11 protein-coding genes are annotated in these 16483 nt (G+C 52.7%); all 11 read right to left on the reverse strand.

The features are described 5' to 3' along the window. Nucleotides 1–97 precede the first annotated feature (97 nt). Nucleotides 98–2227, reverse strand: a complete 2130-nt coding sequence (locus M2407_RS14770; protein WP_128865436.1) for a TonB-dependent siderophore receptor — start codon at nucleotides 2225–2227, stop codon at nucleotides 98–100. Nucleotides 2228–2388: 161 nt separating this feature from the next. Continuing rightward, nucleotides 2389–3468, reverse strand: coding sequence for an ABC transporter substrate-binding protein (locus M2407_RS14775; RefSeq protein ID WP_369982364.1), 1080 nt, complete (start codon nucleotides 3466–3468; stop codon nucleotides 2389–2391). Between the two features lie 143 nt (nucleotides 3469–3611). Further along, complete coding sequence (locus M2407_RS14780) at nucleotides 3612–5759, reverse strand: phosphocholine-specific phospholipase C (RefSeq protein ID WP_130016520.1); 2148 nt, start codon at nucleotides 5757–5759, stop codon at nucleotides 3612–3614. Nucleotides 5760–5881: 122 nt separating this feature from the next. Beyond that, nucleotides 5882–6724: an NADPH-dependent 7-cyano-7-deazaguanine reductase QueF gene (gene queF, locus M2407_RS14785; protein ID WP_130016519.1), complete on the reverse strand. Its 843-nt coding sequence runs from the start codon at nucleotides 6722–6724 to the stop codon at nucleotides 5882–5884. Continuing rightward, nucleotides 6702–7598 carry a queuosine precursor transporter gene (locus M2407_RS14790; protein ID WP_020828622.1) on the reverse strand — a complete coding sequence of 299 codons (897 nt, stop codon included), beginning with the start codon at nucleotides 7596–7598 and terminating at the stop codon, nucleotides 6702–6704. Before M2407_RS14790 ends, queF begins: the two co-directional genes overlap by 23 nt. Continuing rightward, the gene (locus M2407_RS14795) at nucleotides 7599–8213 is read right to left on the reverse strand and encodes a helix-turn-helix transcriptional regulator (protein ID WP_048759767.1); all 615 of its coding nucleotides are present in this window, start codon (nucleotides 8211–8213) and stop codon (nucleotides 7599–7601) included. It lies immediately after the preceding gene. Nucleotides 8214–8822: 609 nt separating this feature from the next. Further along, nucleotides 8823–10118: a cytosine permease gene (locus tag M2407_RS14800; RefSeq protein WP_020828620.1), complete on the reverse strand. Its 1296-nt coding sequence runs from the start codon at nucleotides 10116–10118 to the stop codon at nucleotides 8823–8825. Between the two features lie 20 nt (nucleotides 10119–10138). Continuing rightward, the gene (locus M2407_RS14805) at nucleotides 10139–10828 is read right to left on the reverse strand and encodes a PAS and helix-turn-helix domain-containing protein (RefSeq protein WP_259218603.1); all 690 of its coding nucleotides are present in this window, start codon (nucleotides 10826–10828) and stop codon (nucleotides 10139–10141) included. 25 nt (nucleotides 10829–10853) lie between these two features. Beyond that, nucleotides 10854–11264, reverse strand: a complete 411-nt coding sequence (locus M2407_RS14810; RefSeq protein WP_020828618.1) for a GNAT family N-acetyltransferase — start codon at nucleotides 11262–11264, stop codon at nucleotides 10854–10856. A gap of 344 nt (nucleotides 11265–11608) precedes the next feature. Further along, nucleotides 11609–12529 carry an alpha/beta hydrolase gene (locus tag M2407_RS14815; RefSeq protein ID WP_128865432.1) on the reverse strand — a complete coding sequence of 307 codons (921 nt, stop codon included), beginning with the start codon at nucleotides 12527–12529 and terminating at the stop codon, nucleotides 11609–11611. Nucleotides 12530–12745: 216 nt separating this feature from the next. Further along, the gene (locus tag M2407_RS14820) at nucleotides 12746–15943 is read right to left on the reverse strand and encodes an autotransporter outer membrane beta-barrel domain-containing protein (RefSeq protein WP_259218515.1); all 3198 of its coding nucleotides are present in this window, start codon (nucleotides 15941–15943) and stop codon (nucleotides 12746–12748) included. Nucleotides 15944–16483 lie beyond the last annotated feature (540 nt).

The following is a 16483-nucleotide window of genomic DNA, read 5'->3' on the forward strand; positions in this document are numbered from 1 at the left end:
TTCCCGTGCTCTGGCTTGTCGTGCTTACGACTCTGAGGTTACGCGTCGTTCGCAAGATTAACCCCCCGGTTCTGGCGAGCCGGGGGGCTTTAAACGCTTAGAATGCCACGGAACCCTGCACGAAGAAGGTGCGTGGTTCACCGACGTATTTGCCGAAGTTGTTGTCGTTGGAGCGGGTGAAGTAGCGCTGATCAAACAGGTTTTTCACCCCGGCACCCAGCGTCAGGTTCGACAGCTGCGGCCCGAAGTTATACTCCCCACGCATATTCCACACCATATACCCGGCGATGTTGCCAAACTGGCCGTCGGCGCTTTCCTGCGTGACGTAATCCGGCCCGGTACCCGGCGAGTGCTGCTTGGACTGGGCATAGCTGTCCAGATTCCACACCCAACTGCCGGTGGCGTAGCGGGTGCCGACGGTATACACCTGGCGCGAATAGAACGGCAAATCCTTACCGGCGAAGTCGCCCTTGTCGGTGCTGGCTTTGGTATAGGTGTAGCTGGTGTAGACGCTTACGCCATCCAGCGCGCGGTTCAGTTCGCTGAGATCGTAGCTGAGCGCCAGCTCGATACCCTTGTGCTTGGTGGCGCCCATGTTGGTCCAGCCGACATCGTTGCTGATGTACTGCAGCTGGTTATCGAAATCGATATAGAACAGCGTGGCTTCGGCTTTGACGATGGTGTCGTCATAACGGGTACCGAATTCATAGGTATGGGCTTTTTCCGCCGTCAGGCCCGGCGCGGGTTGGTTGCCGTTGCCGCCCTTGGTCAGCTGGAAGTACTGCATGCTGCCGAACGAGGTGTTGGCGTTGGCGAACAGCTTCCAGGCGTCTGACATGTGGTACATGACGTTCAGTGACGGCAGCGGTTCGCTGTAGCTCTTCTCGCGGCTGATGTTGTTGAACGAATCGTCCACATGGGTGCGGATGCTTTCATAGCGCAGGCCCGGCGTAACCGTCCAGTTGCCGACGTTAATGGTGTCGTCAATGTACAGTGCGTGGGCTGCGGTGCCGCCGGAGGTGTGCTGATAGTAATCCGGCGTTTCCGGCGTAGAACCGATATCTGCCGGGTTGTACCAGGCAGAACGGGACGCTTTTTCATCCATGGTTTCGTTCAGGTAGCGGTAGCCGAGGGTGATCTCGTGCGCCATGTCCCAGAAACGGAAGACCTGCGAGTAGCTGGGTTCGATCGCCCAGGTGGAGTAGTGGCGTGGGTAAGACACCATACGTTTCATCCCGGCGTTTTTACCGGTGCCTTCCGATTCGATGCTGCTGCCACGATAGCTGTCGGTGAAATACGTCAGCACTTCGAACTGCTTGTCGTCTTCCTGGTGCTTATATTTGAACGACATGTCCTTGCGGCGGCCTTCGAACTGGTCCCACGGACGGGTCGACTGGAACGGATTTTGCGCATACTGCGCGCTGCTCAGCCCGCCCGGCATACCGGATTTTGCATCGTAATAGTGGAAATTGGCCAGTAACTCATCACGATCGGTAAACGCATAGCGCGTTTTCAGCATGAAATCGTCGATGTCGGTATTGTCGTTGTTGTCGCGATAGCCCTGGCCGTGCAGGCCGGAATACAGCAGCTCTGCACCGAAACCGTTGTCGGCGGTGCCGCCGAGCGAGGTGCTGGTCAGGGTTTTCAGGCCGCCGTGGCTGGCCCCCTGGGTCTGGACGCTGGCCGCGCCACCGAAGGTTTTCGGGATGTCCTTGGTGACGAAGTTAATCACGCCGCCGACGTTTTGCGGCCCGTAACGCACCGCCCCACCGCCGCGCACCACGTCAACCGATTGCAGGCTGCCAATCGACAGCGGTGCCATCGACAGCTGTGGCTGACCGTAAGGCGCGACCGCCAAGGGGACGCCGTCCATCAAAATGGTGGAGCGAGGTGAAAGGCGCGAAGTCAGGCCACGTACGCCGACGTTGAGCGAAATATCGCTGCCGCCGGTACCGTTGCTGTCGCGCACCTGCACGCCAGGCACGCCGCGCAGGGTATCGGCAATGGTCTGATCGCCTTGTTCATGCATTTGTTGTTCGGTCACGATGGAACGTGCGCCGGGGTGGTTGAGCAACACCGAACTGGTATCCGGGTTATCCAGCCAGTTGCCGACGACGGTAATAGTGTCGGCTGGCGCATCATTTTGAGATTTATTATCAGCAGCAAGGACTGGCATTGCCATGGCAACGGAAGCCGCCAACAGCGAAAGACGAAAAAGAATTGACATAATAATGCCTTAAAAGTTTCGAACCCGGATGTGTTTTTTTAGAAATGACAATCTTAATGATAATTATTAGCAAGTAAATAGCTTTGTTGCGGAATAATTCAACCGGTAAGCAAGTGGCGGGGAAAGGTGTCGGAGCCCGGCCGGCGGGCCCCGAGCGGGGGTTATTTTGCGGTGACCCAAAACACGCCGCTGTAATCCAGCGCGGTGAATTTATGGTGCACCATTTCAATATCCGCTTGCGGATCAATATCTTTAAATAAGTCCGGATGCAGGAATTTGGCGATGGCCTCGACCGCAATAAAATTCAGCGGCGTGTCATAGAACTGGTGGTAAATCGCCATCACGCGTTTTTCCTTTACCGCCTTCAGCACGTTCAGGCCGGTGCGGTTCATCAGTACCGCCAGCTTTTTCTCTGTGGTGGCCGTATCGGTGGCATAGCCCAAGGGAACCGCCAATGTACCTTTATGACCGCGGCTCCAGTCGGCGCCGGTCATCAGATAGAAATCCGGGTTGCTGGCGATCATCTGTTCCACGTTCACCTCACCGCCCATTTCCGGGAACAGTTTGCTGCCGATGTTGTTGCCGCCGGCGGTATCGATAAACTGGCCAAAGCTGCCCTTGCCGAAGGTGTTGCAGCACTGCTCGCCTTTCATGCCGGCGCTGCGTTCGATAAACACGCTGGGGCGCTGTTCCGGCTTCAGCGTAGCCACCCGCTGGCGTACCAGATCCAGACGTTGCTGGTAGAGCTGGATAAAGGCGTCGGCATTTTGCTGCTCGTCAAACACCTTGCCCAACAGTTGCATGCTGGCGACGGTGTTGGTCAGCGGCTGCTGACGGAAGTCGATAATCAGTACCGGGATGCCGATTTTTTCCAACTGGGCCAGCACGCCGCTGTCCTTCAGCTTGCTCAGCAGGCCGATGTCGAAAATGATCAGATCCGGCTTACGGACAACGGCGCTTTCTACGCTGAAATCGCTGACGTAAGGGTTATCGAAGGTGGGGATCTGCATCACCTGCGGGAATTTTTTCGCGTAGGCCTCCACTAGATCCGGTGCCTTCACCTTCAGCGAGTTATCCCAGGCGATGATATTTTTCAACGGCTCCTGCGGATGCAGGATATTCAGTGCCAGCAGCGCGCGGGCATCGGCCAGGATCACCCGTTGGGCGGGCTGCTGCAGGGTGACTTCTCGACCCGCGACATCGGTGACGACGATCGGTGCGGCCTGTACGGCGCTGACCATCAGCAGGGCGCAGACGGCCAGCCAACGGCTGGCTTTGGCAATAAGAACGGCAGGCATGGAGATCCTTGGGCATGGGGTGTTGAATAAAGAGGCTAATGATAATCCATATCCTTTCGCTTTTTGAACACCCCCGTGCGGATATCTTAGGCTTTGCCCATTAGCGGATCGCTGACGCTGTGCTCGCCGTTCTCCAGCCGCCCGGCCAAGCGGCGTTGCCAACCGTCAGAAGCCTGCAGTGAAATATCGTACCAACCTCCGCTGGCCCTGGCGTCAAAGGCCTGCTGGTGGCGCTCTCCTGCCGGCAGCTCAATCGACCAGGGGCCGTTTTGCGTATAAGGGCAGCGGGCGATAGTCACGGTTATAGCCTGGCGGGTGGGGTTAGTGAGGGTTAATGACAAGTGGTCGCCTTGCGGCGTCAGGCGGACTTGCGGCTGCGGTTGCCCAGTGGCGCCGCGCAGTTCACGATGAAAGCCGTTCGGGCCCAGCAGCCACAGGTGATACTGGTTCACCACGGGCCAGTTATCGCTGATAGCTTTGCTGGCCTCGACGGTATAGCGCCGTGGGATCTGGTTCAAATCCAACCGGTTGTAAACGTGAAATACCACTCCCTGTGCCCCGGTGTTGTACAGGTTGAGCGTCAGTAATTGCTGGCCGGGGGAGAGAGTTTCTTCAACATGCAATTGGTAAGGCAGGGCGCGTGAAGGGCGTGCCAGCCGTGCCTGATGCGGCAACTGTTGCTTGTCTGCTGCTGGCAGAGGCACCTGCGGCAATTGCTCCTGCCGCTGGCGCAGGCTATCGGCGGAATGGCGGCTGGTGGCGGGCAGATTGGGCAAGGTTTCCCCGTTGGGATCGACAAAGTTGAAGGCCGAAGTGAGATCGCCACATACCGCGCGTCGCCAGGCGCTGATATTGGGTTCGTGTACCTGGAAGCGCTTCTCGAGAAATTGCAGCACTGAAGTGTGGTCGAACACCTGTGAATTAACCCAGCCACCGCGGCTCCAGGGCGACAGCACCAGCATGGGCACACGCGGGCCGGGGCCATAGATGCGGCCGTCCGGCGGCGGTTGTTCCTGTGAACCTGGCGGGGCGACATGCTGAAAGATTTCACTGTCGAACGGCACCGTCGATTTACCGGCGAAGGTGCCATCTTCACGTAGTGACGGTGCGGAGGGCGACGGCATATGATCGAAGAAGCCGTCGTTCTCGTCGTAATTGACCAGCAGCACGGTTTTACTCCACACCTCGGGATTCTCCGTCAGCGCATTGAGGATCTCCTGGGTAAACCACCCACCCTGCACCGGGCTGGAAGGCCCTGGGTGTTCCGAGTAGGCCGCCGGAGCGATGATCCAGCTTACCTGCGGCAATTTGCCTTGCTGCACGTCGGCGCGGAAACCGGCCAACATGGCCTCTAAATCGTTGCCGTCCGCCGCCGGCAGCGTATTGCCATTGCCTTTGTATAACGGCGCTTCGGCGTTCAGCTCGTCGCGGTAGGGGACAAAGGCAGTAAAGTCCTTCGGCGGCTGCGCCGGATTGCCCACTTTCACGCTGGCCGCACGGTACTGACGGAACCCCGCCAAAGGGTTGTCGGTGAAGTTATCCGGTAAAAACTGGTAGACCTTCCAACTGACGCCGCTGGCTTCCAGCCGTTCGGGATAGGTTTGCCATTGGTAGCCTACGCCGGGTGGGCCTGGGCTGTCCCATTCGTTGACCACTACGGCGACCTCGGCTGCCGTCGGGCCGTTAGTGCCGGTCCAGTGGAACAAGCGATTGGTGTTAGTGCCGGCGTGGATCGAGCAATGATAGGCGTCGCACAGGGTGAAGGTTTCGGCCAGGGCAAACTGGAAGGGCAGCTCATGCCGACGGTAATAACCCATCGAGGTCGGCGTTTTGTAGGTTGGCCACGCACTCATGCGGCCGCTGTCCCAGGCAGCTTGCTCATCCACCCACGAGTGCGGCGTGCCGCTCACCCGCTGGGCATTGCCACGTTTGCTGTCCAGATGGTAAGGCAGCACCAGTCGATCTTCCCCTTGCTGTTGCCAGACGTGACGGTTGTCGGGCAAAGGAATGGTTATGCGATCGCTAAAGCCGCGTACGCCGGGCAGCGTGCCGAAGTAATGGTCGAAGGAACGGTTTTCCTGCATCAGGATCACCACGTGTTCGACATCGTTGATGGTGCCGGTGCGGTTATTGGCTGGGATCGCCAAGGCTTTGCGGATCGACGCGGGTAACAGTGAAAAAGCCGATCCGATGGCGGCAGCCCGCAGTATTTCTCTGCGCGAAAAGTCAGGCATGCGTCGTTAAACTCCCTGAGGTTTGCTTTGAAGATAGTTGCTAACGACGGTAATAGCGAAAAATAACAAGGAGATGAACAGGGGAAAAATAATGCCCCGCATGGGGGCATTGATGGGGAAGCTTATTGTCGGATCAGACGACCGAGGGTTGGCGCCGTTTCGAAGTCGCTGCGGAACGGGTTGATGTCCAGGCCGCCGCGGCGGGTATAGCGGGCAAAAACGCTGAGCTTTTCCGGTTGGCAACTGTGCTTGATGTCGTTGAAAATGCGCTCGACACACTGCTCGTGGAACTCGTTATGCTGGCGGAAGGAGATCAGGTAGCGCAGCAGGCGCTCGCGATCGATTTTCCGGCCCTGATAGTGGATCACCACGCTGCCCCAGTCCGGCTGGTTGGTGACCAGACAGTTGGATTTCAGCAGGTTGGACGACAGGGTTTCGGTCACGATGTCCCCATGTTGGTCTGCTGCACCGTGCAGATATTCCGGCTTAAAGTCGAAATCATCGACGGCAATATCCAGATCGTCGATATTGATGCCCGGCAGGCTATCGATCTGCGGCGAATATCCGTCCAGACCCGGATAGAGCTTAACCCCAACCTGGCCGTTTGCCGCTTGCGACAGGTCTTTTTGCATCGCGGCACTCACCTGTTCCACGCTGTCGAAGCGTGTCTGGTTAAAGCTGTTGAGATAAAGTTTGAATGACTTGGACTCGATCAGGTTGGTGGAAGAATGGGGCAGGGTGAATTCACCAATGCCCACCACCGGCTTGCCTTTGGCGTTGAGCCAGGAAAGCTCGAAGGCGGTCCACAGATCAAAGCCGCTGAACGGCAGGTTTTGTTCATCTACACCGATCAGATCCCGACCGCGTGAGCGTGGCAGGGCCTCGAGCAATTCGGGAGCGTACTGGTCCGGATAATCGGAGTTTGCGCCAAGATGGGTGATTTTATCTTGTTTTTTGATATGCATATTCATTGCTCCTTGCATGATCGGTATTGATATAGCGGTTAAACAGGCTGCGAGCGGCGTAAATCGGCCCGACACCCACCAGGGCGTAGACCACCTTGATCAAGAATTGTGACAGGATCATGGTCTTGATGATATCCCAGCTCAGAACGTTGTAGAACGCCAGCGTGCAAAACACCACGCTATCGATGGCCGAGGCGACCACGGTGCTGGTGATCACGCGCACAAACAGGTAGCGGGAGTTGGTCAGCTCTTTGATTTTGCACAGCAGGTAAGAGTTGACGTTCTCGGAGATTAAATAGGCCGCAGACGACGCCACCAGGACCGCCATGATGCTGTGGACGATGCCGTCATAGGTCTTGCTGAATTCCCATTGCGGAATACTGGGTACCAAGGTGGTGACCCAGACGCCCAGCACGAAAATCAGGTTTGCCATAAACGAGATGATGATGGTGCGCCTGGCCAGTCGCAGCCCGTAAAACTCGTTCAGAATATCCACCAGGATAAAGGTGAGGGGGTAAATAAAAATCGCCGGGGGAGTGATGAGGTTCAATGCGGGAATTTGAATCGGTTTGACGCCACACAGGGTTGAGAAGATATAAATCACGCTGAGTGCGACGGTAATGATCAGATAGGCGTACCACGATCGTTCATGGCGATCGCTGAGCTCATAGGCGGTTTGCTGCTGATTGTTACCGTAGATTTTGCGGTACAGCGCCTGCAGCTCATGCCGGCTCAGATCTTCCGATATTTCGCTGTCGGCCAGCTCATTTAGCCCCATGGTGATGGTTTTGCCGGTGGCCAATATCATGACATTGGCGGCGAGGGTGCCATGCCGGGTAAAGCCCAATAGCTTGAACTTTTGATTCGGTTCCATTTATAGCCGTTCTCCAAAGATATAACCCAGGAATTGCACGGTATCCTGATGATTTTTTTCCATGCAGTAATCTTCTTTGTCGTTAACCACAAAGAAGCCATTTTTTCCCGAGTGATACAATAAAGGCGAATCGCAAACCAGCACCGGCGGGCGTTTTATAATAATCACCTCGCCTGGAATAAATGAACCTTTTATTTCGGTCTCTATTTTCATTGCTACCATATTTGACTCATCGCCGAAGAAATAAGTCAAAGGGAACTCCGTTACCAACTGACCGACTTTCCAACCGGCAACTGCTAAAAAACGCGACTGAGGAATAACGGGCACTGCGGACGGGTTTTTATTGCCTTCGGTAGAGAGCGTTTCATTGAGCAGTTCCAGCTTGGCCAGATCATAATCTTCGATCTCTTCACAGGAAACGCCAAAGAAATCTGAAATCCGATTGATGGTGGCCTGCTGCACGTTGTTAACCCGGCCGTCGAGAATTTTATAGATGGTGGTACGCGTCAGGCCAGTGCGGTTAGAGAAGGATGCTTTAGTTTCGCCCCGGGTGCGCATCAGATATTCAATATTCTTAATGATGTTGATTTTGCGCTGCGCGTTAGTGGTCTTCATAAGCATTCCTTACAATATTCTGGCCGGCATTACTATATCGCACGCGCCGACATTGTCCAGAACTGACGCTGAGGCTGGGGTGGTAACCGGCTGATTAATCATTGGAAATGGGCTTTGATCTCTCACGTATCATGCCAACTGATGCTTTTATCATGATGAGTAAAATGTAAAACAAAGGTAATTAAATATAAATCAATTGGTTAGGTTTAAGACTGGAGAAAGTGGACACAAAAGTGGGTTTTGTGTCTACTTTTGTGTTGACCACGGTGGTTTCCGTGAGCTACTGTTCATCCACACTGAAGTGTTTCTTGACGGTCAAAACGGTTAATAAACGATTGTCTGACAACTTCTATAATAAAAAGCTCGGGGAGGGAGGCGTTTCCATTCTCTGGGTATTAAAGGATGTTTTAGCTACCGACACCAGGGATCCCCACTACGTCTTCTGTTTTACCTTCACAGTAAAAAACCCGCTTTCGTATTGATGCCAGTCGGCTTTTTAGCCGACCGATATCAATTTGTTGCGCCTAAAAAAGGTGGCGACAACTTAATCAAAAACCCTTTCTGTACCGATTACCCCCACTCCCCAGCGCGGGAGAGTAGGGATATCAATCAGCTTTGCGCAGGCGCAGGTTTCTGAGAACGGCTCGTGGCCAACTTAAATACCCAATAGATCAGGCTGGCAGCCAGCAGAGAGTTGATGGTCGGCACGCCCCACTCAGTCACCAAGCCGACAATGCTGCCGACGATGCTGGCGATGATCGCCGCCCAGCCGATAGTCGGCGTCTGGTCCGGCAATTTCCCTTCTCGACGGCTCTCGTCGAGAATTTTACGGTGAGTACGCAGCAGATAATAATCCACCAGCATGACGCCGATAATCGGCGGGAACACCACGCCAAGCACCGTCAGGAAGTCGACGAAGCGGTCGAGGATCCCCAGTACCGACAATGTGGTGCCCAGCACGCCGATCACCAGGGTGGTGGCGGTGTACTTCAGTCTTTTGCCCGTCATGCCTTCGACGGCGTTAACGATGCCCAGCGAAGAGGAATACAGGTTGAGGTCGTTAACCCTGAGGGTAGAGAACACCACGACCAGCAGGCCTGCACCACCGGCGACCTGTGACATGATGGTGACCACATCCGCCGTGCCCAGCGTTTTGGCGATCAGTATCGCCAGGCCGTTAACCACGAATTCCCCGGCAATGATGGTGAAAATGGTGACGCCAAAGACATGCTTGCCGTTCCTGGAGTAGCGCGTCAGATCCGGCGTCATCAGGCTGGCGACAATCGCACCGCCGACCACGATAGTTATACCGGCGCTGATCGACAGCGGTTCGCCTGGTGGCACCAATTGGATAATTTCAGGCAGATTGTGGCCGGTGAGGGTGATGATGGAGATATAGGCCACCAGCATAATAAACATCGGTACCGCAATCCTGGCGGCGATACGCAAGGCTTTAAAGCCGAACGCCACCAGAATGGTCAGCAGGGTGCCGGACAGACCGGCCGCCAGACCAAAGCCCAGCTTGTTCCCCAACGCGAAATCCAGCGACTTGGCGAAGATGGCGTTTTGAATGCCAAACCAGCCCAGCAGGCTGACGGCCACTACCACCCCGATCAACACCGATCCGAGTCGCCCAAAGCCGCACCAACGGGCCAACAGGCTGCCGGAGATCCCTTCGCGCATGCCCGCCAGGCCCAGGCCATAGGTCACCACGCCAAAGATCAGGCTGCCGATGAAAATGGCGGTAAATGCATCGAGCAGCGTCATGGAGTGGCCGAGTACGGCACCGAGCATAAACTGATCGAGCGCGGTCAGCATGCCCATATGCACTATGGCTACGCTTAAAAACGAGACTCTTTTATCCTGAGGTACCCGGGTTAACGGATAGTCTTCGATTTTGATCACGGTGAGGTATTCCTTGCTATTTAAATAAACTGGATGCCTTTAGCTATCAGGCGATCGGGAATGTAGCTGTCCAGCTGAGCATATTTGCAAAATTCCTCAAACTGCTGCTGTGTGTGGACATCAGATTTTTGATAAATGTTATATATTCTATTTTCTATGGTCTTATTGCTGATGTTATATATTTTGGCGATTTCTTTCACCGACAGCCGTTGCAGCATTAAAAATATAACGTCCAGCTCAGCCCGGGTAAAAATGGTGCTGTTGGTTTCTGTGGTCAGTACGCTGGGTTTTTGATGGTTGATATAGTTAAGCGGGGATAAGTTGTTAAGCGGTTTGGCGTTCCACATTACCCCGAAGACTTCTTTCTTGTCGTTGTAGATAGGCAGTTTTTCGCTGATAAACGGTGTCAGGCTGTCTTTCCCGTACCAATAATGTGTTTCTATCACGGCAACCCGATCCCGCGAGATCTCGGTCATTTTGTCATGTTCAACAAAATCGGCTGCAGATTCGGCCCAGTCGGCGGGGAACTCGTCGTCTCGTTTACCGGCTATATCAAAATTTAATGGCGTATTGGTATAGAGGTAGGCGGCCCGGTTCATGTAAAGATGACGGGATGCCAGGTCCTTGATGCCCCATGGCTCACTTAAGTGCTCCATCATGGCAATCAGGCCTTTCAAATAGAATTCATTACTTTTATCGGGCGAATCCATTCTGACCTCACCGACTGGAATTGGGTTAAATCTTTTTCGCCAGGTAGTGACGCGTATGCTGTTTGGCATAGTCGCCTAAGTTGCCGTAAACCTGATAGCCCAATTTTTCATAAAAGCCGCGGGCCTGAAAATCGAAAGTATCGACATAGGCCATGTGGCAACCGCGTTTCTTGGCCTCTTCTTCGGCCTGTACCATCAGTTGACGGCCATAACCGCTTTTACGGTATTGGTCGCTGACCCAAAGATACTGCACTTCAAGCCCGCCCCACCAGGTTCTGGCAACCAGTCCGGCAACGATTTTACCCTCGTCATCGGTGACGGTCAGGAATAAGGGGTGGATATCGACGGGTTCAATTTTGGCGTTGTGGGCCCAAAGACTGTCAATCACAAATTCTTCGTCTTTCGGGTTCGGTTGGTCGGTAATATTAATATTCATCGTTATAATATAATTCCCTGTGATAATTATTAGGCGGTGCAATCAAACGGAGGTTACTCCAACCGGTTTAACTATCACTTTTCATAATGTATTACAAGGGTGGTTTTCACCCGTTCCCGTCACGTACTCAAGGGGCTATATTAGCTGCGACAGGGCCAGAAAATAACGTAATACGCGGTAATAAATAGCCTTTGGTCCTGCTCAGTCTATCTATTCCTATTGTGCCTCACCAGGGCCCCATCCAGGAAATACATTAGCTATTCAGGCTCCACCGGTAGAGCAAGTTAACTTGCCAAAGGGGAGCCGCCGCGTACAGCCTTTTCCCGAAACCCGCTTTTAAACCCTTATTTACCCGCCGCTTCGCCTTTGGTTATGCCTGCCAAAGCCGGCGGTATGGCCGCACCGAACATTGCCCCATGGTCTAAACCGGGCCATTCCCGATAGTCAACCTTAAGTCCGTCAAGTGTCGCCAGCCGTGTGGCCAGGCCATGAGCCGCATCTGCGGGTAACTGACTCTGCCTGATAATCGGCGGGGCTTCACGCATTTTCTCCGCACCGCCGATCCATAACTGCAAATGGGCGGACAAAGACGGATGCCTATCCATAACACGTTGCGCTTCTTGCAGGATAAAGCCTTTCCCCCACCACAGCGAAGGTTCCACCGCGATGTAATTCTGGAAAGTAGCAGGTTGGGTTAACAGAGTATGCAGAACGAAAAGGCCACCATAAGAGTGCCCCCACAGCGTTTGCTGCTGCGGGTTAACGGTGACCTGAGCGGCAACGGCAGGCTTAATCTGGGTTTCGATCAGTTTAAGGAAAGCGTCTGCGCCACCATGGGGCTGCTTTCCTGAACCTTGTTGCGAAGCCGGTGTGTAGTCGTAACTACGGCCTCTGGAGTCGATACGCAGATCGTTGTCATAGCTGAGTAGCACCAGAACCGGCGGCTGTTTTTGTACGGCAAGCTGAGCCAGCAACTGGGCGTTCAACTCCATCAATACTGCGTTGCCGTCCAGGAAGTAGATAACCGGATAGCCGCCCAAGGGCGGAGCAATGCGCGGTTTTATTATGCGGACACGATAACGGCGCTGACCGTCCGCCGAAGTGAAGCGCAGATCGCTGAATTGATAATCAGGCGATTTTGAATCGACCAGGGTTGTGCCGATTTTACGTTCCAGATCGGGCCTGGCCTGCGCCAGCATGGGGGAGCCAACGCCGATAATCAGCGCGATAACGAGGGTGAGACAGCGACGATAAGACGATGGCATGCTGGATTCTGTTTATCAGGAAAAGGGGATATTAGCATTTATGTTGGGAAGCAAAAAACCTGTCTTTCGACCCTATCTTTGCATAGGAAGCCGACCTTGGACGGCCGGCGTTAGCGGTGGTTGTACCATCATCCTGTAAAAGAGGTGTTGGCCGGGGAGGAAATTCCTTTAAGGAGCTAAACCCCGGCCAACTCTGACATCAGTCAGAAGTGCATTTTAGAAAAGATATTTCACGCCAAGCGCAGCCTGGGTGTCGCTGTAGCCTGTATCCCCCATTTGTTGCCCAATGTTTGCCCACAGATTCAGATTGTTACCGAGTTGCCCTTCCACACCTGTTTTTATTTCGCCGATGTGGCGAGTGCCGGCCATAGAGACCCTGGTGTCATCCAGGGTTACGCCGAAGTTTTTACTGTTATGGAGCCAGTTGGCTTCGACAAAGGGTTGGAATATCCGATCTTTACCTTCGTCGATAGCGCTGTGCCCTTTAAGGTACGCCTTGACGCCAAGACGGGTACGGATGTTGTTTTGCCCGTCGCCCTGCACGCGAGTGCCATTGGATTCGGTATGTTCCTTCGCTTTCACGCCCATCCAGGTAACCTGAGCCTGAGGTTGTAACCAGAAGGTTCTGATCATGCCCTGGCGGCTCTTGCTTTCACCGAGAAGGAAGCTGTAACCGCTGGCTAATGATGCGGTAAATCCACGGGATTTATATTTCTCGGCGTTGAGGTTATCGCCATTCACTTCGTTGTTAAACCATTGGTATTGCAGCCAGCCATCCATGTAAAGACCAGACTTATTTGCCGCATTCGCATACCAGGTGCTGTAAATGCCGGTGGAGTAGCCATCAATGTTCCCACGTGAGCCGTAGCCGGTAACTGATGAGTGTGTATGGCTTTTCTGGTTGGCATAGCCTGACATTACACCGAGGTGGTAACGGTTAAGTCCATCAGTGCTCCACTGAGCGAGATCGGCACCCAACTGCACCACATAACGGTTGGCCTGAGTCTTGTTCTGACCATCAGCCATCTGGCTGCGTTGATGCCCACCCTGATTACGCAACCACATGCTGGTCACTTTTTTCTCACCGGTAAGCACGTCGGTGTACTGAGTTTCACCCAAACGGTCGTGCAGCGAGAGAGTAAATAGCGTATTGGCGGCCAGCATATTCGTGGCATAGCTGCCTGCTTCTGGGCGGAAGATATGCTCGGTGGGACGTTCTGGTTCCAGAGGGTATACCGGCGAAATCGGTTTTGCGGGGTCCCCCGGTATTACAGGCTCCGCTGGCGTTACAGGTTTTTCCTGCGTCCCAGGGTCTACAGGGGGGATAACAGGTTTTTCTTCCGATATGCCGGGGGAGACAGGGTTTGTCTGCGTGCTGGACAGATACCAGTTTTTGTTTTTCTTCACCAACTCGTAATCATAGGCACCGGCAGCAATACGTCCTGTTTTGGTGAAAACGCCTTCAGACTTTCCGCCGACGGAAATCAGCTCAATGCCTTCGACAGTTTGTGCGCCGCCGCCGCCGGCCTTATTTACCTGAACGTTTGAATTACCCGCCGAGTCACCGGTGATCACCAGCCGGTCCGTTTGCGACTTATCGTCACCCAGCAGGGTATTGAAGATCAGAGTGCCATTGTTACCGGTGTAGTTTTGGGTGGTGAGTGTTTTAAACTGCCCGCCGGTCGGGGGTGAGAAGGCAAGGGTGCCGGCGTTGCTGACAGATTGTGATACGGTTGAATTACCGGTTACCGTCCATACGCCGCCTTGGTCGAGGGTCATATTAGTGGCATTTTTGGCTGCCCCGGTAAGCGTGGCATCTTCCAGCCTGACCGATACCACGTTTTCTGGGGCGGCCATGATATCACCATAGAGGCTGGATTTTTGTGCAGTGAGATTGACAACGCCATGTTCACCGGGATCTGCGTCAAAGGAGGTAATCAGCAGGCCGCTGCCGGAGCGTGGGGCAATGACATTTTTAAACGTCACATCCAACGCGGCTCCGTAGGAAATCAGAATACTCCCCAGGGAAGACTTCAGCGTGCTGTCAGTTATGCTGACAGTACTGACATCATTATCTTTGGATAGTGTGTCTCTATTGGCAAAAATAACAGCGGCATTTTTCCCTTCTGTCTGGATTTGAGTATTAGTGGTGGTCATCCGGCCGCCGTTATATATGATCAGGCCGTGAGCGAGTTCACCGGTTGTTGTTATACTTCCGCCAACCAGAGTTATTTCTCCTTTGTTGCCGGCACCGGCACCTACAGAATTGAGCCCCTGTGTTTCTATGGCCACATTAATTGCAGATGCAGATGAGCCTTCATCTGCAGCTCCTATCCCGAGGCTTTTGTCACCGAAAGTTTTTATCGTACCGCCGTTGATGGCGACTTTGCCGCTTTTATAGGCCACCGCGCCATATGAGGCATTTCCGGTTGTTTCGGTGTTTACGTTAAACGTCTCAATAGCAGCACTATTATCCTTGGCCAGGATCCCCACGCTTTCTTCACCGGCGGTTTTTATGCTGCTATCACGAACAGTGACTTTGGCATTATTCAGAGCCACTGCCCCTACAGAGTTGTCCCCGGTGATTTCGATGGCTAATTTAGCAACCTCAGCGGATGATCCCGTATCAGTAACGGCAATACCGTGGCTGTTTATATCTGTGGTTTTTATCGTACTGCCGTTGATGATGAGCTTTCCGCTTTGATATGCGGCTACACCATAAGAATCCTTACCTGTTGTTTCTATACTGGCATCGGAGATTTCAATGGATGAATCAGCATCTTTGACATAGACCCCATAACTTTTGTCTCCTGTGGTTTTTATACTCCCGGCGCTGACGATGGTTTTCCCGCCCTGGTAAGCTGCCGCACCATAGGCTTCTTTACCACTTGTTTCTACGGCGACATCAGATGCCTTAACGGAACTGTCGACGCCAACTGCCTGGAGCCCATCGCTCATCTCACCCGCAGTTTTTATACTGCCGCCGCTCAGGGCTACTGTCGCAGCATCCTGAGCCATAGCCCCTTTTGTGCCATTTCCTCTGATATCCAGCGTGGTGCCCGTGGTGTTGATAGTCGAACCGTTACCAGACGCCATAAGCCCAGACCCCATATTTCCAAGGGTGGTAATACTTCCATCCGTCAGTGATATATGCGACTGGTCAAGGGCAATCACCCCAGTTTTATAATCTGAATTAGCGGTAAGTACAGTTATATTTTTTCCTGTGATAGAACTATCCTTTCCAGAGGAAATAATGATATCGAATGTTTTGTTCTCTACATCGATTTGCTTACCATTATTGACAATAAGCATTTCTGCCAAAGCATTCGGCAGGCCAGGTAAAAAACACGAAGTGCCTAGTATTAATGCGCCATTAATGGCGTAAGATATTCTTTTAACTTTAAAACTTAACATGGTATTAACGTCCCTTATGTTAACATATATATGATTGATATTTTATTTGATTGAGGGAGAGTTGGCCGAAGAATAGGGTGGTAATGCATTTGTTTTTTGAGGCTGATTGTTATCTCTCTCAGTATCTAACATGGCTAAAATAGCTCAGCTTGAAACTGGGGTAAAGCTTTCAGTTCTGATTTTTATTGATTATTGAAAGTGGGTTAGACTATTTGATGTTATTTGTTTTTGTTATGAATTAATATGTAATGTACTTACTGCTTATGTTTTTTATTTTCTATGTATTTTTATTTAAAGTCAAAGGGTTGTGGTTTTTGTTTTGGGTTTATGAGAGCCTGGGTTACCGGGGGCTTAACGTTGAAAACTAAAATATTCTGGTATAATTTTGATTGAATTAATAATTAATTGATTTATAAGAAAGTAGAATTACTTATATCATGCTTTAAATAAATAATATGAATGTTTACTACTGTAATTATAATTTTATAGCGCGTGATATATGAGAGGTAATGTAATCATTTAAATAAGCTATTTAAGAAT

Origin of the sequence: Serratia sp. BIGb0234, from assembly GCF_024809915.1 — a bacterium.
GTDB classification, from domain to species: domain Bacteria; phylum Pseudomonadota; class Gammaproteobacteria; order Enterobacterales; family Enterobacteriaceae; genus Serratia; species Serratia liquefaciens.